At 73.9% G+C, this 18,790-nt stretch carries 16 protein-coding genes; 8 read left to right on the top strand and 8 right to left on the bottom strand.

The annotated features are described in order from the left end of the window. Both ACFWXO_RS33535 and ACFWXO_RS33530 read right to left on the bottom strand, forming a co-directional pair. Positions 1-806: glycoside hydrolase family 10 protein (locus tag ACFWXO_RS33535; protein ID WP_380528696.1), on the bottom strand; the 806-nt coding region annotated here is incomplete at its 3' end. Positions 807-974: 168 nt separating this feature from the next. Next, positions 975-1,328 (bottom strand): hypothetical protein, encoded by a 354-nt coding sequence (locus ACFWXO_RS33530; protein WP_380528694.1) that lies wholly within the window; start codon positions 1,326-1,328, stop codon positions 975-977. Positions 1,329-1,684: 356 nt separating this feature from the next. On the opposite strand from ACFWXO_RS33530, the gene ACFWXO_RS33525 reads away from it, so the two are divergent. From ACFWXO_RS33525 to ACFWXO_RS33510, 4 genes are all read left to right on the top strand, one after another. Further along, positions 1,685-2,800, top strand: a complete 1,116-nt coding sequence (locus ACFWXO_RS33525; RefSeq protein ID WP_380528698.1) for a molybdopterin-dependent oxidoreductase — start codon at positions 1,685-1,687, stop codon at positions 2,798-2,800. Then, positions 2,797-3,285 (top strand): hypothetical protein, encoded by a 489-nt coding sequence (locus ACFWXO_RS33520; RefSeq protein WP_380528692.1) that lies wholly within the window; start codon positions 2,797-2,799, stop codon positions 3,283-3,285. Before ACFWXO_RS33525 ends, ACFWXO_RS33520 begins: the two co-directional genes overlap by 4 nt. A gap of 186 nt (positions 3,286-3,471) precedes the next feature. After that, positions 3,472-4,317, top strand: a complete 846-nt coding sequence (locus ACFWXO_RS33515) for an aldolase (RefSeq protein ID WP_380528690.1) — start codon at positions 3,472-3,474, stop codon at positions 4,315-4,317. A gap of 1 nt (position 4,318) precedes the next feature. Then, positions 4,319-5,206, top strand: coding sequence for a dihydrodipicolinate synthase family protein (locus ACFWXO_RS33510; protein WP_380528688.1), 888 nt, complete (start codon positions 4,319-4,321; stop codon positions 5,204-5,206). Between the two features lie 40 nt (positions 5,207-5,246). Here ACFWXO_RS33510 and ACFWXO_RS33505 read toward each other — a convergent pair whose 3' ends face one another. Both ACFWXO_RS33505 and ACFWXO_RS33500 read right to left on the bottom strand, forming a co-directional pair. Continuing rightward, positions 5,247-5,822, bottom strand: a complete 576-nt coding sequence (locus ACFWXO_RS33505; protein ID WP_380528686.1) for a helix-turn-helix domain-containing protein — start codon at positions 5,820-5,822, stop codon at positions 5,247-5,249. Positions 5,823-5,942: 120 nt separating this feature from the next. Further along, a complete protein-coding gene (locus ACFWXO_RS33500; RefSeq protein WP_380528684.1) occupies positions 5,943-8,036 on the bottom strand; it encodes an alpha-galactosidase in 2,094 nt (697 codons plus the stop codon). Between the two features lie 233 nt (positions 8,037-8,269). Here ACFWXO_RS33500 and ACFWXO_RS33495 point away from each other — a divergent pair, with 233 nt between their 5' ends. Beyond that, positions 8,270-10,750, top strand: coding sequence for an RICIN domain-containing protein (locus ACFWXO_RS33495; protein WP_380528683.1), 2,481 nt, complete (start codon positions 8,270-8,272; stop codon positions 10,748-10,750). Between the two features lie 112 nt (positions 10,751-10,862). Here ACFWXO_RS33495 and ACFWXO_RS33490 read toward each other — a convergent pair whose 3' ends face one another. Next, entirely contained in the window at positions 10,863-12,308 is a 1,446-nt protein-coding gene (locus tag ACFWXO_RS33490) for a serine hydrolase domain-containing protein (RefSeq protein WP_380528681.1), read from the bottom strand. A gap of 291 nt (positions 12,309-12,599) precedes the next feature. On the opposite strand from ACFWXO_RS33490, the gene ACFWXO_RS33485 reads away from it, so the two are divergent. Next, positions 12,600-14,339, top strand: a complete 1,740-nt coding sequence (locus tag ACFWXO_RS33485; protein ID WP_380528679.1) for an Imm49 family immunity protein — start codon at positions 12,600-12,602, stop codon at positions 14,337-14,339. Positions 14,340-14,388: 49 nt separating this feature from the next. Here the strand turns inward: ACFWXO_RS33485 and ACFWXO_RS33480 are convergent, their stop codons facing one another. Further along, positions 14,389-14,739, bottom strand: coding sequence for a winged helix-turn-helix transcriptional regulator (locus tag ACFWXO_RS33480; protein ID WP_380528677.1), 351 nt, complete (start codon positions 14,737-14,739; stop codon positions 14,389-14,391). A gap of 99 nt (positions 14,740-14,838) precedes the next feature. Between ACFWXO_RS33480 and ACFWXO_RS33475 the strand changes: the two genes are divergently transcribed. Both ACFWXO_RS33475 and ACFWXO_RS33470 read left to right on the top strand, forming a co-directional pair. Then, positions 14,839-15,663 (top strand): polysaccharide deacetylase family protein, encoded by an 825-nt coding sequence (locus ACFWXO_RS33475; RefSeq protein WP_380528675.1) that lies wholly within the window; start codon positions 14,839-14,841, stop codon positions 15,661-15,663. Further along, positions 15,660-16,601, top strand: coding sequence for an NmrA family NAD(P)-binding protein (locus ACFWXO_RS33470; RefSeq protein ID WP_380528673.1), 942 nt, complete (start codon positions 15,660-15,662; stop codon positions 16,599-16,601). The genes ACFWXO_RS33475 and ACFWXO_RS33470 overlap by 4 nt, the downstream gene beginning before the upstream one ends. 407 nt (positions 16,602-17,008) lie before the next feature. On the opposite strand, the gene ACFWXO_RS33465 is transcribed toward ACFWXO_RS33470, so the two are convergent. Continuing rightward, positions 17,009-18,217 (bottom strand): MAB_1171c family putative transporter, encoded by a 1,209-nt coding sequence (locus ACFWXO_RS33465; protein WP_380528671.1) that lies wholly within the window; start codon positions 18,215-18,217, stop codon positions 17,009-17,011. After that, positions 18,202-18,723 carry a hypothetical protein gene (locus ACFWXO_RS33460; protein WP_380528670.1) on the bottom strand — a complete coding sequence of 174 codons (522 nt, stop codon included), beginning with the start codon at positions 18,721-18,723 and terminating at the stop codon, positions 18,202-18,204. Before ACFWXO_RS33460 ends, ACFWXO_RS33465 begins: the two co-directional genes overlap by 16 nt. Positions 18,724-18,790 lie beyond the last annotated feature (67 nt).

The following is an 18,790-nucleotide window of genomic DNA, read 5'->3' as shown; positions in this document are numbered from 1 at the left end:
GGGGGTGGGCCCCCTTGCCGGGGGGCCCGCCCCCCCCCCCCGGGGGTGTGTTGGGGCCCCCCCCCCCCCGCGCCCCGGTCCGGGAAGTCCGCCCCGTACCGGGCGTAGGCCGCGTCGTCGTCGAAGCGCTGCCCGGCGACCGGGTACGGGTAGAAGTAGTCGTCGAAGTGGACGCCGTCGACGTCGTAGCGGCGTACGGCGTCGAGCACGGCGTCCTGCACGAAGCTGCGGACCTCCGGCAGGCCCGGATTGTAGTGGAGCCGCCCGCCGTAGCTCACCACCCAGTCGGGGTGGACCCGGGCGGGGTGCGTCGGGACGAGCCGCGAGGGGTCGTCGTGGGTCGCGATCCGGTACGGGTTGAACCAGGCGTGCAGTTCCAGGCCGCGCTGGTGCGCCTCCTGGACGGCGGTGCCCAGCGGGTCCCAGCCGGGGTCCTGGCCCTGCACCCCGGTGAGCCAGGCCGACCAGGGCTCGTACGGGGACGGCCACAGCGCGTCCGCGGTGGGGCGGACCTGGAGCAGAACCGCGTTCAGCCGCCGCTCCTGCGCCTGGTCGAGCAGGGTGAGGAGCTCGGCGCGCTGGGCCTCCGCGGTGAGGCCGGGCCGGGAGGGCCAGTCCCGGTTGGCCACCGTCGCCAGCCAGACACCGCGGAAGTCCCGCGCGCCGTCCCGCCGTTCAGTCGTCGCCCGCAGGGGCTTATGCTGCGGCCCGCCCCGGCCTGCGGCGAGCGCCGGGCCGGCCGCGGCCAGCCCTCCGAGTGCCGCCGCCGTGCCCGCGACGAAGCCCCGCCTCGTGATTCGCCCCATGTCGCACCCCTCGTTCGCTTCCGCTTCCCGCAGCTCGCTTGCCTCAGCTCGGCTGCCGCGGCTCGCTGCCCGTCGGTCCGGCCGCCCTGACGAGGGATCGGTCCCTGCGTGCCAGGAGCAACGACCCGGGGAGCGGGTGGGTACGGGCATGTCGACCCGATGGCCGCATCACCCCGGCCCGGAACCGGAACCGGGACCGTCTCCGGGCCCGGGGCCGGGGCCGGAGACGGCGGCAGCAGCAGCGGAGTCGACGGCCGCCTGCACCGCCTCCAGCAGCTCGACCAGGCCCTGGGCCTGCTCCCATTCGGCGGCCGTGTACGTCCAGACGTAGCGGGCCCCCGGCGCCTCCGGCCGGCCGTGCGCGATCTCCACCGTCCGCTTCCCCTTCCGGTCCGGGCCGGTGACGCTCAGGTGCAGGTACCGGACGTGGAAGCGGATGGGGTCACTGCCGAAGATCTCCAGAATCCGACCGTCGAACGAGTAGAACCTGTTGCCGAACGTGGTCGTGATCTCGTCGTTCATGGGTGGACCCTACGTGCGGTGACCATTCGTCACCAGGCTTTCGTCACACCAGACTTCCGTCACCGGCGGGGCATCGGTAATTCGTTGGCGGAACGTTGGCAGCCGTGACGAGCATGAGGCTCCCGGTGCCGGCCCGTTTCGCCCCACCGAAACGGGCACGGTCCGGTTCCCCAAGACCGAACACCGAGGGCCCTCGCGGCCCCACCGGGCCTCCCCCTGGGCGGCGCCGTTCGCATTCCGTAAGGACGCCGCAGCACCTCACGGCACGTCCGGCGCGCTTCGATGGACGGGTGGATTCCAAGCCCTCCGGTGCCCGGCGCCGCCTCGACCGCCCGCTCCCTCCCCCGCCCGACTCCCTGCGACGCGGCCCCTTCCGCGACGGCGCGTTCACCTCCGCGCTGCACGAGCCGCGCACGGCCGTCGTGCTCGGCCGGTGGCTCGGCGCGGCCCTGCTGGTCTGCTTCCTGACCGGCCTGACCAGCCACCTCCTCCAGGACCCGCCGCACTGGCTCGCACCGCGCCTGCCCTCCCGCCCCGTGGACGGGTACCGGATCACCCAGGGACTGCACGTGATCAGCGGCATCGCCGCGATCCCGCTGACCGGCGCGAAGCTGTGGACGGTCTACCCCCGGCTGTTCGACTGGCCGCCGGCCCGCAGCGTGCTGCACGCCCTGGAGCGGCTGGGCATCGCCGTCCTGGTGGCGGCCGTGCTGCTGGAGCTGTGCACCGGTCTCCTGAACACGCTCCAGTGGTACCCCTGGCCGTTCCCGTTCCGCCAGACCCACTTCTGGCTGGCCTGGCTCGCGATCGGCGGCCTGCTGGTCCACCTGGCCGTCAAGGCACCGCTCGTCGCCCGGCACTGGCGCGCCCGGGGTACCCCGGCGGTGGCCGGGCGCCGGGGGTTCCTGACCGCCGTGGGAGCGGCCGTCGGCGCGGTGACGCTCACCACCGCCGGGCAGAGCGTGCCCTGGCTGCGCGCGGTGGACCTGCTGGCCCCGCGCCGCCCGGGCCAGGGGGCGGGCGGCCTGCCGGTCAACCGTACGGCCGCCCAGGCCGGGACGGTGACCGTGCCCGCCGACTGGCGGCTGGTGGTCGACGGCCCCCGGCCGTTCCGGATCGGGCTCGCCGAGCTGCGCCGACTCCCCCAGCACGAGGCGGTGCTGCCGATCGCCTGCGTCGAGGGCTGGAGCGTGAGCGCCCGGTGGGGCGGGGTCCGGGTGGCGGACCTGCTGGCGCGGGCCGGGGCGCCGCCGGGAGCGGCCGTACGGGTCACCTCGCTGGAGGCCGAGGGGCCGTACCGGGTGTCCGAGCTGCCCGCCCCGTACGCCGCCGACCCGCTCACCCTGCTGGCGCTGCGGGTGGACGGCGAGGAGCTCAGCGCGGACCACGGCTTCCCCGCGCGGATCATCGCGCCGAACCGGCCCGGCGTGCTGCAGACCAAGTGGGTGGCCCGGATCGAGGTGCTGGCATGACCGCGCTCGCGACCTGGCTGCGCGGGGCGGCCCTGGCGGCCGGGCTGACGCTGACCGGCGTCGGCCTGTACGGGCTGCTCGACGACGCCTACGTCACCGAGCCCGCGGGGGTGCTGTGGTGGGCCGTCGGCGCCCTGGTCCTGCACGACGGGCTGTGGCTGCCGCTGGCCTGCCTGGCGGGCGCCGCCGTGGCGGCCGCACTCCGCGCAGCGGGCCCGGCCCTCCGCGCGCCAGGCCCGGCCCCCGGCTGGGTGCTGCGCGGCTGGCTGGTGGTGGCCGCCGCGCTGACCGCCGTCGGCCTGCCCGCCGTCCTGCGGGCGGGCCGCGACTCCGGCAACCCGACGGTGCTACCGCTGCCGTACCTGCGCAACTGGCTGCTCCTGCTGGCCGCCACCGCGCTGTGCGCGGCGCTGATCGCGCTCGCCCGACGGCGGCGACGGCACCGGCAGTTCCAGCGACGACACCAGCACCGGTCCGCCGGCTGAACTGCCCTCTCCGGCAGGCGACATGGACGCAGGACACCTTGTGTCCTACAGTGAACGAGGTGTCACCCGGTTGCGGCACGCCCGTAGGAACACCCGCAGGCACAACCACAGGCACGCCAGCCGCACCTGACCGCACCCGACCGTACGCGACACCACCGCGTCACGTCACCGAGGAGAGCCACGGCCATGACCGACACCTTCGAGGCCGGCAAGTCCGAACTGGTGGAACTCGCCCACCACCGGATGCAGACCGCGATACCCGACAACGACTGGACGGTGCGCCAGAAGCTCGCGCTCACCTGCCGCATCCTGTTCGACGCCGGGCACGACTCCGGCCTCGCCGGGCAGATCACCGCCCGCGCCGAACGCCCCGGCACCTACTACACCCAGCGGCTGGGCCTCGGCTTCGACGAGATCACCGAGGACAACCTGCTGCTCGTCGACGAGGACCTCACCGTCCTGGAGGGCGACGGCATGGCCAACCCGGCCAACCGCTTCCACAGTTGGGTCTACCGTGCCCGACCCGACGTCAACTGCATCATCCACACCCACCCGCTGCACATCTCCGCGCTGTCCATGCTGGAGACCCCGCTCGTGGTCTCGCACATGGACATGTGCCCGCTGTACGACGACTGCGCGTTCCTGGAGACCTGGCCCGGCATCCCGGTCGGCAACGAGGAGGGCGAGATCATCTCCGCGGCCCTCGGCGACAAGCGCGCCCTGCTGCTCGCCCACCACGGCCAGTTGGTCGCCACGGGTACGGTCGAGGAGGCCTGCACCCTCGCCCTGCTCTTCGAGCGGGCCGCCAAGCTCCAGCTGCTGGCGAGCGCGGCCGGGAAGATCCAGGAGATCCCCGGCCTGCTCGCCCAGGAGGCCCACGACTGGATCTCCACCCCCAAGCGCGGCCAGGCGAACTTCGCCTACTACGCCCGCCGCGCCCTGCGCGCCGGCCACGGCGACGCCCTCACCACCCCGACCGCCGCACCCGCTACACGCACCGCACCCGCCGCACCCGCCCGGAAGGAGTCCTGACATGGCGACCACCCTGGAAGGGATCATCGCGTACCCGGTGACCCCGTTCTCCCGCACCGACGGCGGCCTCGACCTCGACGGGCTCACGGCACTGATCGACCGTCTGGTCGTCTCCGGCTGCCACGCCGTCGCCCCGCTCGGCTCCACCGGCGAGAGCGCCTACCTGGACGACCCGGAGTGGTACGCCGTCGCCGAGGCCTCCGTCTCCGCCGTCGCGGGCCGCGTCCCCACCGTCGTCGGCATCGCCGACCTCACCACCCGCAGCGCCGTGCGCCGCGCCCGCTTCGCCGAACAGGCCGGCGCGGACGTGGTGATGCTCCTCCCGCTCTCCTACTGGACGCTCGACGAAGAGGCGATCACCCGGCACTACACCGCCGTCGCCGACGCCGTCGGCATCCCGATCATGATCTACAACAACCCCAGGACGGCCGGGGTCGACCTCCCGCCGGAGCTCATCCACCGGCTGGTCCGGGACGTCGACAACATCACCATGGTCAAGGAGAGCAGCGGCGACATCCAGCGGATGCACCGCCTCACCCAACTCTCCGACGGCGCAATGCCGTTCTACAACGGCTCCAACCCGCTCGCGCTGGCGGCCTTCGCGGCCGGCGCCAGCGGCTGGTGCACGGCCGCGCCCTGCCTGATCCCCGAACTCCCGCTGGAGCTGTACCGGGCGGTGCGCACGGGCGATCTGGACGCGGCCCGCGAGGTGTACTACCGCCAGCTGCCCGTCCTGCAGTTCCTGATGCGCGGCGGGCTGCCGACCACGGTCAAGGCGGGCCTCTCCCTGCTCGGCCTGGACGTCGGCGAGCCCCGGCCGCCGCTGCTGCCGCTGGCGGAGGAGCGCCGGGCGGAGCTGGCCCGGCTGCTGGCGGACGCCACCGGCTGAACCCCCGCCGGGGAACAGGGGAACCGGGCAACAGCGGCGCTCAGGGCAGGCTGGGGACCCGGTCCACGGTGCCGTCCTGCTCGTCGTGGATGACCAAGAGGATGTGGGCCGGCTCCGGACCGGTGCTCCGGCAGCGGTGCGGCACCGCCGAGTTGAAGTACACGCTGTCCCCCGGTCCCAGCTCCACCGTCCGCTCGGGGAACTCCAGCTCCACCGCGCCCGCGTGGACGAAGAAGAACTCCTCCCCCGGGTGCGACTTGAACGGGGAACCGGTGGCGTCGGTCGGCGGGTACATCACGAACGGCACCATCCGCTTGCCGCTGAGGCCGGTCGCGATGCCCTCGTAGTGCGGGGCGCCGGGGCCAGCCCCGCCCGCGATCGGGGTCCGCTCCCCGGCGCGGACCACGGTCACCAGCTCCGGCTCGACCTCGTCCGAGAACAGCCGGCCGACGTCGACCCCGAGGGCGCGGGCCAGCTTGAGGGCGGTCGAGATCGACGGGTCGCTGAGGCCGCGCTCGACCTTGGAGAGGTAGCTCTTGGTGACGCCGACCTGCTCGGCCAGCGCCTCCAGGCTCAGCCGGTTCTGCTGCCTCAGCACCCGCAACCTGCTGCTCATGCGCCGCGCCACCCCTCACCTGCGGAACCGTCCGGGCCATCATCCCACCACGGGCCCCGGCGCCCGGCCCCGGCGGTGCGTCACCCGGTCACGTCACCCGGTCACGTCACGCGGTCGGGGCTACGAGAGGACACTCCAACCCTGCCCCGCCGCAGCGCCGTTCGGCGCCGCGGTGGTCACCGTCGTGCCCGCCGCCCCGCCGCCCGCGTCGAGCGCGAGCCCGGTGGCCACGTTGGTGACGGTGAGCACCCCGGTCGCGGTGTTCCGGACGACCCGCCACTCCTGCCACGGGTTGCCCGGCGAGTAGTTCAGCAGGTAGGCGCTGCCTCCCGGCGAGGTGCCCGCCGCCAGGACGGTGTGGACGTGGGTGGCGGTGTCGCAGTTGTCGCTGATCCGCACGGTGCCGTCCGGGTTGCCGGTGAAGGTCCACTGCTCCGACGTGTGGGTGGGCCACCAGGTGTTGACGTCGGCGGCCGCGCCCAGCGGCGCGCTGCACGTGCCCGCGACCTCCAGCACCGGGCCGCCGGAGCCGCCCGTGCCCAGGGCGTGGTACTTGCCGTCGTCCACGACCGTCGCCGGGCCGGTCGCGGCCTGCGGGGTGAGCCGGTACATCGCGACGCCGTGCGCGGGCACCCAGGTGCCACCGACCGTACCGCCGCCCGCGGCGCTGCCGGTCACGGTGCCTGTCGCGCCGGACCACAGCTCCTTGTAGCCGAACCCGCCGGTCAGCCCCAGCGAGGCGAGGTCCGTACCGATCGTGTGCGCGGCGGCCGGGTCCTGGTTGACCAGCAGGACGGCGGTGCTCCCGTCGGCCAGTTGCCGCTTGAGCACCACCGGCGCCGTGCTGCTCGTGGGCGCGGCGCCGACCAGGGTGGCGGGCTGGGCCAGCGCGTCCTGGTCGACGGCGACCACGTCCCGGTTCTCCAGGACGGCCAGGCTCGACGCGCCGATCCCGGTGGACCAGGTGTGGCCGCCGTCGATGTGCTGGGACTGGGCGGCGGTCCGCAGGTCGGCCCCGGAGATCAGCGGGGCGGCGAGCATCGCGAGCACGGAGGTCTCGGTGCGCGACTCGTCGTCGGTGAACGGCTTGTGGCAGGTGCAGGTGTCGGTGGTGCCGTAGAGGCCGTAGACGTCGTTCCAGCCGGTGTACATCATGTCGAGGTCGTTCCAGCTGCCCGGGCGCACGTTCCCGGGGTAGCGCAGGGCCGTCTGAAGCTGCCCGTTCCACAGCACGCCGTCGAGCTCGCTGTCCCGGTCCCCGCCGATCCGGCACAGGTTGGCCACCTGGCCGCACCAGACGCCCGTCGGGGCGTAGCCGGGCGCGCTGAACGGCGCCGTCCCCGCCGCCCGGACGACCGGGTCGGTGCGGGCCGGGTCCGCCGGGTCGAGGAGGTAGGGCACGCCGGTGTGGGCGGGCTGGGCGGAGACGCTGAGGGTGACCTTCGGGCGGCCCTGGGCGGCGGAGGCGGCGTCGAGGGCCCGCTGGAAGGTCTGGACGCGGGCGTAGACGGAGCGGGTGAGCTCCTTGCCCTCGCCCTGGGTCGCGTAGTCGTGGCCGTCCGGGCCGGTGATCTGCGGCCCGTACGGGCAGTCGTCGTACTTGACGTAGTCGACCCCCCAGGAGACGAAGTCGCCCGCGTCGGTGGCCTCGTGGCCGAGGCTGCCGGGGTGCATCTGGCAGGTCTCGTAGGTGTCCGTGGCGTAGAGCCCGAACTTCATGCCCTTGCCGTGGGCGTACTGGGCCAGGTACTGGATGCCGTTGACGGTCCGGCCGTCGACGGTCTGCGAGGGGAAGTGGTCGGGGCGCGGGACGAGGTGGCCGGAGGTGGGGTCGTTGCCGGTGCCGTCCGTCCCGGCGACCGGGTTCCCGGCGGTGTCGTACAGCTGCATCGAGCCGTACGGCGTCCGGACGAAGTCGGCGCTCTGGCCGTCGCGGTGCCAGAGCGACCAGCCGTCGTCGACCGTGACGGTGTTGTAGCCGGCCGCCACCAGGCCGTTGGCGGCCATGAAGTCGATGGTCTGGACGACCTGTTGCTCGGTGACCTCGGTGCCGAGGGAGTTCCAGGAGTTCCAGCCCATCGGCGGGGTGAGGGCGTTGCCGTTGCCGAGCGCGGCGGCCGGGGTGGCCGCTCCGAGGGTGAGGGCCCCGAGGCCGGTCACGGCGAGGGCCGAGGCGAGCAGGGGTACCGCGAGGCGGCGTGGGAGAAGGCGCACGTGCGCTCCTGTGGGGGTGGTGGGGGTGCGTGGGGGGTGACGCTCGGTCAGGGGTGCTCTTGGTCGGGGGTGACACTCGGTCGGAATCGGGGGGACTGGCAGCCGCCCGTGCGCTTTCCGTTGACGGCTTCCGATGCGACATGTGAAATAACACATGTCACCGATCACATGGGTCAAGGCTTTTGCCGCGATTTTGAACGTTCAAATGCTCAGGTCCCCGTCAAGGAGCCCGCATGCCCCCCGCGCCCCGTGCCCGCGCCACCGCACTGCCGTCCGGCCTCGCCCTCCTCGCCGCCCTCACCGTCCTCGGCGCCCAGGTCACCACCGCGACCCCGGCCCGGGCCGCCCAGGACACCCTGGTGGACGGCGGCGGCTACGTCCTCGGGGCGGCCCCGGGCGGCGGGTGCCTCGGGCCGAGGTTCGCCGAGGCCCGGCCCGGCACCCCGGCCGTCCGGGCCGCCTGTGAGGGCCTGTTGAGCCAGCGCTGGCAGCTGCGCCGGACCGGCGCCCCGCCCCCGGGAGCGACCGCGACCCCCGCCGGCTACCTCCTGGTCAACGCCGCGACCGGGCAGTGCCTGGTCGTCACCGGCCCCGCGCACCAACGGGCCCGCACCGCCGTGACCGAGGACTGCGGCAGCCACCCCGACCACGAACGGTTCGCCGTCTCCCCGGCCCCCGGCGGCGGCCACACCCTGACCGCCCTCGACGACGGCCAGTGCCTCACCGCGCCGCACGCCACGCCCGCCGACCACCCCGGCCGAACCGACCACTCCGACCGGGCCGACCTGCCGGTGCTGGCCCGCCGCTGCGACTCCGCCCCCGACCAGCGCTGGACCCTCACCCGCACCGAGCCGCTGGTCCTCGACAACCCCGGCTTCGAACAGGGCACCACCGGCTGGACGTTCACCGATCACACCGGCGTCGCCACCAACAACCCGCACTACGGCGGCCGCCTCGCCTACCTCGACGCGGGCCCCGAGCACCGGGTGAGCCGGCAGCTCACCGCCGTCACCGCCGGGACGTACGACCTGTCCGCCTGGATCGCCACCGGCGCGGCCGGGGGCAGCTTCTCGGTGGCCGTCAACGGCACCGTCGTACGGTCCCTGACCCTGCCCGAACAACCCGTGTACGCCAGGTACACCCTCCCCCGCGTCACGGTCGCGCCCGGCGACCGGATCACCCTCGCCATCGGCTCCGCCCCGTCCGGCTGGATCAACGTCGACGACGCGTCCGTGGCCCCCGCCGCCCCGAACGACCCGCGGATCAGCTCCTCCGACCGCGAGCTGGTGGCCCTGTTCGACTGGGCGAAGACCAAGGCCAACGGCTGGGTCCAACAGGCCGGCGCCCCCGGTGTGCTGAACATGGACGAGAACAACACCGGCGGCACCTCCACCGGCACCTACGACACCACCTACTGGGCCGGCTACCCCTTCCGCTCCGCCTTCTACAGCCGCGACTTCGCCCACCAGCTGGTCGGCGCCCACCTGCTCGGCCTGGACGCCCAGAACAAGACCATGCTGCGCGCCTTCGCCGCCTCCGCCACCGACCTCAACGGCGACTACCCGGTCTGGGCGCTCAACTTCGACGCCAGGACCAACGCCGCCATCGACTACCACGGCCCCACCAGCTTCGTCCGCGAGCTGCCCGCCCCCTTCGAACTGGTCCAGAAGACCGGCGAGGCCTACCAGTGGACCGGCGACCGCGACTACGCCGACGACCCGCTCCTCACCGACTACGTCCGCACCACCCTCGGCAGCTTCATCACCCGGCACCCCGGGCCGATCGACGACCACGGCGTCCCGATCCCCCAGGCCACCAGCGGCAGCATCTTCGCCGGCACCGCCGGCTACGCCGAGAACACCACCACCGCCTACGCCGAGGCCGGCGACGCCCTCGCCTCCCAGTACCAGGCCTACCTCGCCGCCGCCACCCTCGCCGCCGCCCGCGGCGACACCGCCGGCGCGGCCGGGTACCGGCAGGCCGCCGACACCCTGCGGACCTACGTCAACACCACCTGGAGCACCGACCCGGACCACCCCGCCGAACTCGTCCACGGCTACGACACCCAGGGCCGCCCGGTCAGCGGCTGGGGCTACGAGACCAGCGTGCTGATGCCGATGAAGAAACTCCTCGCCCCCGGTCCCCGTCTCGACGACTACCTCCGGTACATCGACACCCAGGAGTCGGGCCCCCAGGCCTCCGTCAACGCCGAGGCCCTCACCTACCTGCCCGACACCTACTTCGCCAACCACGACGGCGCCACCGCCTGGAAGTGGATGCGGCAGATCTACCACGGTGTCGACCGGACCCACGCCAGCGGCCGGATGCTCAACGGCGACTACCCCGAGCTCCCCTTCACCCTGCTCGCCCAGACCGTCCAGGGCCTCCTCGGCGTCCAACCCGACGCCGCGGCCCACGCCCTGACCACCACCTCCCAGCTGCCCGCCGACATCGGCTGGGTCCAGGTCGCCGACATCCCCGTCGGCTCCGGCACCGTCACCCTCCGCCACGACGGGCAGCGCAGCAGCACCCTCACCGACACCGGCCCCGACCGCCTCACCTGGGAAGCCCGCTTCCCCGGCGCCCACACCACCCTCACCGTCGACGGCCACCCGCAGCCGACCCGCACCACGACGGTCGACGGCCGGACGTACACCACCGCCACCGTCACCCTCGCCCCGGGCCGCACGGCCACGGTCTCGGTCGGCGACTGACCGACTGACCGGCACGCGCTGACCCGGCCGCAGCGGCGAGCGGCCGCAGGCGCCGAGGGGCCCGGCAGTGGCGTGGGTGACGCCGCTGCCGGGCCCCTTCACGCCCGCGTCGCTACGCCGACTTGGCCGTGGCCCGCACGCCGAAGTGGACGTACCGGCTCCCGTCGGCCAGGGCGTAGAACACCACCGGTATCCACGCGTCCTTCTCGTTCCGACGCCCCGCGAAGACGGTCTTCGCCGGGGCGTCCGACACCGCCGTCAGCTGCCACACCAGCGGGTCGAAGGTTCCCGCGAGGCCGTCGGCGCCCTCGTACGTCAGGGTCAGCACGCCCTCGGCGTCGCCCTCGCCGCGACCCTCACCTCCGCTCTCGGCGATCGTCATCAGGAAGCCCTCGCGGCGGTACCTGCCGACGAATCCCCCGAGCTCGACCACCGGCGGCCGGGCCGGCGGCTCGAAGCCGGGCATCGTCACGTCCGCGAGCTCCGCCGACAGTTCCCGGCACAGCGCCTCGAACACCTTGGGCGCCGCTCCCCCGCCGTTCGTCAGCAGCACCACCGCGACGCCCTTCTCCGGCATCGCCCGCAGGTACGCCAGCTGCCCGAAGGTGCTGCCGTCGTGCCCGAACCCCCGGACGCCGTCCCATTCGAAGAGCCCCCAGCCGAGCCCCCAGTGCGCGCCGAGGAACCACTGGTCGGGCATCTCGACCTCGCGGTTCAGCATCGCCCCGACCACGGCCTCCGGCAGCACCCGCGTCCCGTCCGGCGCGGCGCCGCCGTCCACGAACAGCCGCGCGAACCGGGCGACATCGGCCGCCGTCGCGCAGATCCCGCCGTACGGGCCGGCCGACCGCGGCATCATGTTCCACAGCGGCGTGGGCACCGGCTCCTCGCCCGGGTCGCCCATGTGCCCCATCGCGGCGCGGAAGCGCAGCACCTCCTCCGGCAGGGTCATGGTGTGCTCCAGCCCGAGCGGGCCGGTGAGCAGTTCCTTCAACGCCTCGTCCCACGTGCCGCCGGTCACGACCTCGACGATCCGGCCGAGGACGTTGTACGCGGTGCTGGAGTACGACACGGTCGCGCCGGGCGGGTTGGTCAGTCCGACCGTGCGGGCGCCCTCGACGTAGCGGGCCAGGCAGTCGTCCCCGCGGCCGGTGTCGCTGACGAAGTCGCCCTCGATGCCGCTGGTGTGGTTGAGGAGTTGACGTGGCGTGATGGTGCGGGTGGCATCGGTGTCGGCGACGGCGAACTCCGGCAGGACGTCCACGACCGGCGCGTCGAGGTCGAGCTTTCCGGCCTCCGCGAGCAGCACCGCCATCGCCGCCGTGTAGCCCTTGCTGACGGAGCCGATCTGGAACACGGAGTCCGTGGTCACGGCCACGCCGGTCTCCGAGTGCAGGATGCCGGAGGCCAGTTCGTGGATCTCACCGCCGGCCAGCACGGCCAGGGTGGCACCGTGGATGCGGTGGGCGGCGAGGAGTCCGTCGAGCCGGGCCTGCCAGCGGGCGGTGTCGAAGGCCGGTGCCTCCCCGGTCGCTTCACGGCTCAGCTTCTCCGGCATGTGCTCTCCCTCGCGGTCACGACGATGCATGGGCGGTCCGTGGACGGTTCAGCGGCGGCGGACCGGCGCGTGCGGACAGTCCGGTACGACTGGCCGTCAACTTCTCCATGGCAGGCGGGATTCCGGGCCCCCGGCCCGCATGCTCCGCCGCCGCCGATCATGACACTAGCGCGCCCACGACCATTTTCAAACATCGTTTGAAATCGGATGGCCGCCACCGACCCCCGCACCGCGCACTGTCGGACCCCACGTCTAGGCTGACGGCCGGGCAAGGGATCAAGGAGCGGCACTGTGCGGATCGAACGTCACCAGGTGGACGGAGCGGCGGTCTCGGCGGCCCGCGAGGGCTTCACCGACCGGATCGGACGGATGGTCCACTCGTACGCGCGCGCCGATCTGATGACCGCCACCGAATGGCGGCTGATCGCCGACGAGTTCCTCGACCACCTCGGCGCGCTCTCCGCCGACTCCCCCGCCCTCGACACCCCGGAGGCCCGGGCCGTCCTCAAGGACGCCGCCGAGGCCGCCGCCGGCGCCATCGCCTTCGCCGCGTACTACGCGTACGACGGCTTCCAGGTGTTCCTCGACTACCCGAACTTCGGGATGAGCTACGACCCGGAGGAGGCGGACGGGAGCGTACGGCGCAGCCTCGTCCTCCCCCGGTACTGGCTCGACGCGCTCTGCCTCGCGATCCTCTCCGACCGGTTCACCCGGCACGGCGAGGCCTTCGCCTTCACCTGGCAGGCCATGCCCGCCGGCGGCGGCTACTCCGCCGCCCAGCTCGTCAACGGCTTCATGGCCCACCTCCTGGGCCGTACCCGCGACGAGGACGCGACCGGCGGCGAGCCGACTGACAGCAAGCCGACCGAAGCCGCGACCGCCGAACAGCGGCTCGCCGCCATCGACGCCGCACTGGCCCGGATCGAGGACCGGGACAGCGAGGCCACCCAGGCCCTCCGCACCCTGCGCGCCCTCGCGGCGGAGGACCGCGCGGCCTTCGACTCCGGGTTGCTCGCCCTCCTCGACCGCGCCGACGGCACCAGCCCCCGCAGCCTCCTCCCGCTGCTCCCGCTCGCCCTCGCCGCGCTCGCCCACCGGGCCCACGGCTGGCTCCCCGCCGTCGACACCGACTACCTCCCGCACGCCCTGGTCACCGGCTTCGCCGGCCCCGGCCCCCGGGTCGCCGGCCTCGGCCGCGACCGGCGCCCCGACGCCGTCGCCCGGCTCGCCGCAGGCCCCGTCCGCATCGACCGGCCGAGCCCGGCCCTCCCCCTCCACCCCGACAGCGAGGCCCTGTACGAGCGGCGCACCCGGGAAGCGATCGACCCCGGGCCCGAGGACCGCCACACCGTCGCCCTGCTCGCCCGCGCCCTGGGCAAGCAGGTGCTCCTCCTCCGGGCCCGCGCCTCGCAGTCCGCCGACGTCACCGACACCCAGCTCGCCGGTCTGCGCCTGGCCTCCCAACTGGGCGCCGCGCTGTTCCGCATCGCCCTCGCCGAGCCCGGCACCGAGGCCGAGGTGACCATCGGCGGCCGCACGGTCCGCTACCCGGCCACCCGGGACGAGGACACCGGCCCCGGCCACTGGCAGCTCGCCCTCGACCTCGCCCTGATCACGGGCGTCCGCGAGGACCTCGCCCCGGTCGTCCTCGCCGGCCCCACCCACTCCACCGCCGACCGCTCCGCGTACGCCTGCTACCGCGTCGCCCTGCACGACTACTTCCGGGGCGTCGACCCGCTCCCGGCCACCGAACGGGCCCTGCGCGAGGCCGAGCGGACGAAGGAGTGGGGCTTCCCCGGCCCGCCGGTGGTCCTCTTCTCCCAGCTCGTGGAGGGCGACGAGACCAGCTTCAACCTGGCGCTGATCGACGCCCTCGAAGCCCACCGCGACCACCACTCGGTCGCCGACCGCGCCACCGACGCCGAGGCCGCGATCAGCCTCGACGTCCTCGCCCTCGCCTGCCACGCCCGGCGCCGGGGCTGGGCCGTCCACGTCGAGTCCCCGTACCTCCCGGCCCGCCTGCTCGCCTGAGGTAGGTCCCTCCTCGCAGCCGGGGACGCGAGGAGGGGGCCGCGGGCGGTCAGTCCGTCCCGGGCTCCTGGAACGCCGTCACCGCCGCGCCGTGCTCATGACCCCACCGGGTGAGCACGGCGATCGGCTCGACCAGCGTCCGGCCCAGGTCCGTCAGCGCGTACTCGACCTTCCCGGCCCCGGCGTGACGGCCGACCAGGCCGTGCCCCTGCAACCGTCGCAGCGTCTGGGTCAGCACCTTCCGCGAGACCCCGCCGATCGACTCGGCCAACTCGCCGTGTCGGCACGGCCTCCGGCTCAACGCGAACAGCACGACCACGGCCCATTTGTCGGCGATGACCTCGACCGCCAACCGGGCCGGGCAGTCGGCGAGGAAGTCGCTCCCGGGGTACTCACGCATGGTGCGACGGTAGTCCAGCGCCGGGAACCCGGAGGTAACCGCCGCCTCACTAGCGTCCATGACGTCCATCACGGAAGCTACCGAGCTGGGGGAACCCGCATGGGAACGGAATCCGCATGGCCGGGCGGGCGGAAGGTCGCCGCGCTGGTCACCGTCGCGCTGGAGCTGTGGTCACCGGGGCACTGGCCCGCCTACGCGCCGATGGCCGCGGCGTGGCCGCTGCCCGGCGTCGACGACACCCACAGCGCCTCCTGGGTGGACTACGGCGTCACCACCGGTATCCGGCGGCTGCTGGACGTCCTCGGTGACCTGCCCGCCACCGTCGGCGTGAACGGGCTGGTGGCCGAGCGGCACCCCGGGACCGTCCTGGCCGTGCACGAGGCGGGCCACGAGATCGCCGCGCACTCCTGGGCCCAGGACGTGGTGCCCGCACTGCTCGACGTCGACGCCGAGCGGGCCAACATCCGTCGCTGCACGGACGCCCTCCGCCAGGTCACCGGGGTGCGTCCGACGGGCTGGTTGAGCCCGCGCGCCACCGGTTCGCGGGACACCGACGGCCTCCTCGCCGAGGCCGGCTACCGCTGGACCGGCGACCACTGCGACCACGAACTCCCGCAGGTCCTGTCCACCGCCCACGGTCCCCTGGTCTCCCTCATGCACGGCGACCACTCCGACGTCCGGGACACCGCGGCCGGCCCGTACGCCTACCGCGACCTGCACCGCGCGCTGTTGGACGAGTTGCTCGCCGCTCCCGGCCCGGGCGTCTTCCGGCTCACCGTCCACGCCCATGTCGCGGGCCGGCCGCTCCTCGCGGGCATGGTCGGCCAGATCCTCGACCACCTCCGGGAGTCCGGCGACGTCTGGGTCGCCACCCACGCCCAGCTGGCCGAGCACGTCCTGGCGCAGCGGGGAGGAACGCCGTGACCCACGTCCTCGTCGTCGGCGGCACCGGCGCCATGGGAAGCCACCTGGTCCGGCACCTGCTGGCCACCACCGACGCCACCGTCACCGTCCCCACCCGCCACCCGGAGTCCGCCCACGCCACCGCTCTCGCCGCCACCGCCCCCGGCCGCGTGCGGCTGGTCCGCTCCGACCCGGCGGCCCTCGACGTCCTGATCGGGCAGGCCGACCGCGTGTTCGCCAACACGGACTTCTTCGCGACGGGCAGCGCCGTGGGTGAGTACCGGCAAGGGCTGCACCTGCTGGCCGCCGCGGCGCGGGCCGGGGTGGAACGCTTCATCTGGTCCTCCTTGGACAGTGCGGTGTCCCTGACCGGCCGTCCCGTCCCGCACTTCGACAGCAAGGCGGCCGTCGCCGCCCACATCCAGCTGATGCGGTCGGAGGAGATGCTCCGCCAGGAGAGCGACGGCTGGTACACCGAGCACGTCTCGATCCTGACCACCGCGCCGTACTTCGAGAACCTGCGGGACCGGCTCACCCCCCGACCGGACGGCCGGGGCGGCCTGACCTTCCGGCTCCCCCTCGGCTCCGCCCGCTACCCGCTCGTCGCCCTCGACGACATCGCCCGGTTCGCCTGCCGCATGTTCGACGACTGGCAGTCCTGGGGTGCCCGCGACCTCGCGGTCATCGGCGACAGCCTCACCGGCGACGAGATCGCCGCCACCTTCACCCGGGTCACGGGCACCCCCAGCACGTACGTCCCGATGCCGCACGAGGAACTGCGCGCCGCCCGACCCGTCTTCGGCCACGACTACGCGGCGATGTTCCGGTTCTTCGCCGACCGCGACCTCTACACGCGGGACCGGGACATCGACCTCCTACGCCGCCTGCACCCCGCCCTGATGACCTTCGAGGACTGGCTCCACCACACCGGCTGGACCGGACCGCCACCCACCGGCTGACGCCCGCCCGAAGGCCCGGCCGCCCGGACCGGCCGACGACCGTCCCGCGACGGCTCGATGGCCGTACGGAGCGCTCGCGCCCACCCCCGTGGGACGGGAACGCTCCGTACGGCCACCCGGCCACCGGACACCCGCAGGCCGGACAGGGCCGTCGTGCCCCCCGGCTAGCTCCAGCCCGTGTCACGGCTCCGGCGGTGTCCGCCGCGGCTGTCGACCGTGCTGAACATGCCCCGACCCCCTGTTGGTCCGGCGGGTCACCCCCGCTGCGGTGACGATCATAATCGCCAGAAGCCGAAAACCGCACCTCCCGTACGGCACTGACCGGCGAACAGAGTCGCCGACCGGCCCGTCGGTGCGTCAACTGGCCGGTCGGCCGGAGAGCTTGGGCGACGGGGCGCCTTCGGTGGCTACGCCGTCCCGTCCGCGCCGAGCCGGCGGTAGGCGGCGGCCACGGCCAGCATCCAGGCGATCTCCTCGCGCGGGGTGCGGCCGCCGGTGGTCGCGGCGAGGGCCGCCGGCGGGGTGGGGGCGGGCAGCTCGCGGGCCCGGTGGCGAACGGCCGCGCGCAGCCAGCGGGCCTCGACCCGGGCGAGGTCCTCGCAGGCGGCGGGCGTCGGGACGCACTCGGCGGCCCGGGTGTCCCCGCAGGCGGGATCGCACCCGGAGCCCTGGGTGTCCTCGCGCAGCACCAGGGCGGCGTCCCGGATGGCGAAGGCCCGGTGGGCGAGTTCGACCGAGCGGTCCCGGACGGTCAGCACGTCCCGCAGCCGGCTGCTCGGGGTGCCCAGCACCACCTGGGGGACGGCGGCCACCACGTCCGCCCAGAGCGGGTGCAGCCGCCACAGCGCGTACTGGTCGCGCAGGTAGCCGACCACCGTCCGGGCCGGCGGAATGGTGACGCCGAGGACGAGCAGCACCAGCATCAGGGCGGGCAGCACCTCGCTCGCCGTGTCCTGGAGCGGGATCGGCTTCCCGGCGGCGTCGAAGCGGGTGGAGTCGCCCTTGGCGAGGGTGAACCAGTACCGGTAGAGCGTGTACAGCAGGCCGGTCGCTCCGGCGGCCGCCAGGCAGGTGATCCCCACCCGCAGCGCCCCGCGCGGAACGGCCGCCCGGTTGGACCAGAACAGCACCATCGCCCGTGCGCTGGCCAGTGCGAAGGCGGTGTTGAAGACGCACAGGTAGGCCTTCACCCACGGGTCCCCGAAGTGGGCGTCGATGCCGAAGGCGCCGTCGGCGTCGTGCGGGAGGGCGAAGACGAACAGCAGGCTCAGCACGATGCTCGCGGCCAGCGCCGACAGCAGCCGGGCGCGGGCGGCCCGGGGCCGCTCCGGGCGATGGCGCACCTCCTGGACGTACTCCAGCAGGAAGTACACCGCGGCGATGCCGACCAGGTGCTTGAGCAGCTGGGTGACGTCACGGATGCCGGTGAGCTCGCCCAGGGCCCGCTCGACGAAGGCCGGACGGCAGCTGAGCCCGAGGGCGATCGCCGTGAAGGCCGCCCACAGCGCCCGGTTCGCCCGGGTGGTGAAGGCCGTGGGGGCCCGCCAGAGCACGACGCCCCAGATCAGTGAGGGCATCAGCCAGGTGAACAGCGGGCGCATCAGGACTTCCTCCACCGGGGTTGGCGTATCGGGTGCAGCAGGCTCTCGGCCAGCCGGTCGGAGACCGGGCTCGGGTCGGTGGTGGAGCCGACCAGGTCGGCGAGCAGCAGGGCGATCATCTCCGCCTCCTGCTCCTCGGCCGTGTGGTAGCCGGTGCGGCCCGCGCCCATCAGCTGGGCGATCAGTTCGGGCGTCAGGTCCGGCAGCAGCGCGGTGAGCCGGGAGAGTTCGAGGGTGCCGGTGTGGCCGCACAGGACGTGGCCGAGCTCGTGCAGCTTGATCAGGTCCTGGTGGGCGGGGCTGGTGCGTTCCTCGTAGTAGACGACGTCGACGCTGGGCAGCGCGATCCACAGCCCGCAGGGCAGGTCGGGGCCGAGGGCGGGCAGCGGCTCCATGACGATGCGGCGTCCCCGCTCGCGCTCCAGGGCGGCGCGGAAGCCCTCGACGGTGAACGGGGCGGGCAGGCTCAGGCCGGAGAGCCGCTGCTCGCAGCGTCGGCGCAGGCCGCGGGGGAAGGCCAAGGCGGGGGTGTTCCTTCGGAGCGAGGGGCGGGAGCCGGTCGGGGGACGGTGGTGCGTGGTGCGGTGC

This window comes from Kitasatospora sp. NPDC059088 (assembly GCF_042738155.1).
In the GTDB taxonomy this organism is placed as follows: Bacteria; Actinomycetota; Actinomycetes; order Streptomycetales; family Streptomycetaceae; genus Kitasatospora.
Note: the sequence above shows the minus strand (reverse complement) of the source record. Positions and strands in the feature narration are given on the sequence as shown.

What these genes read in the sequence shown, in the direction of transcription:
- ACFWXO_RS33530 (WP_380528694.1), bottom strand. Translation starts at nt 1,328, where the DNA reads ATGAACGACGAGATCACGACCACGTTCGGCAACAGGTTCTACTCGTTC.
- ACFWXO_RS33520 (WP_380528692.1), top strand. Translation starts at nt 2,797, where the DNA reads ATGACCGCGCTCGCGACCTGGCTGCGCGGGGCGGCCCTGGCGGCCGGG.
- ACFWXO_RS33515 (WP_380528690.1), top strand. Translation starts at nt 3,472, where the DNA reads ATGACCGACACCTTCGAGGCCGGCAAGTCCGAACTGGTGGAACTCGCC.
- ACFWXO_RS33510 (WP_380528688.1), top strand. Translation starts at nt 4,319, where the DNA reads ATGGCGACCACCCTGGAAGGGATCATCGCGTACCCGGTGACCCCGTTC.
- ACFWXO_RS33505 (WP_380528686.1), bottom strand. Translation starts at nt 5,822, where the DNA reads ATGAGCAGCAGGTTGCGGGTGCTGAGGCAGCAGAACCGGCTGAGCCTG.
- ACFWXO_RS33495 (WP_380528683.1), top strand. Translation starts at nt 8,270, where the DNA reads ATGCCCCCCGCGCCCCGTGCCCGCGCCACCGCACTGCCGTCCGGCCTC.
- ACFWXO_RS33490 (WP_380528681.1), bottom strand. Translation starts at nt 12,308, where the DNA reads ATGCCGGAGAAGCTGAGCCGTGAAGCGACCGGGGAGGCACCGGCCTTC.
- ACFWXO_RS33480 (WP_380528677.1), bottom strand. Translation starts at nt 14,739, where the DNA reads ATGCGTGAGTACCCCGGGAGCGACTTCCTCGCCGACTGCCCGGCCCGG.
- ACFWXO_RS33475 (WP_380528675.1), top strand. Translation starts at nt 14,839, where the DNA reads ATGGGAACGGAATCCGCATGGCCGGGCGGGCGGAAGGTCGCCGCGCTG.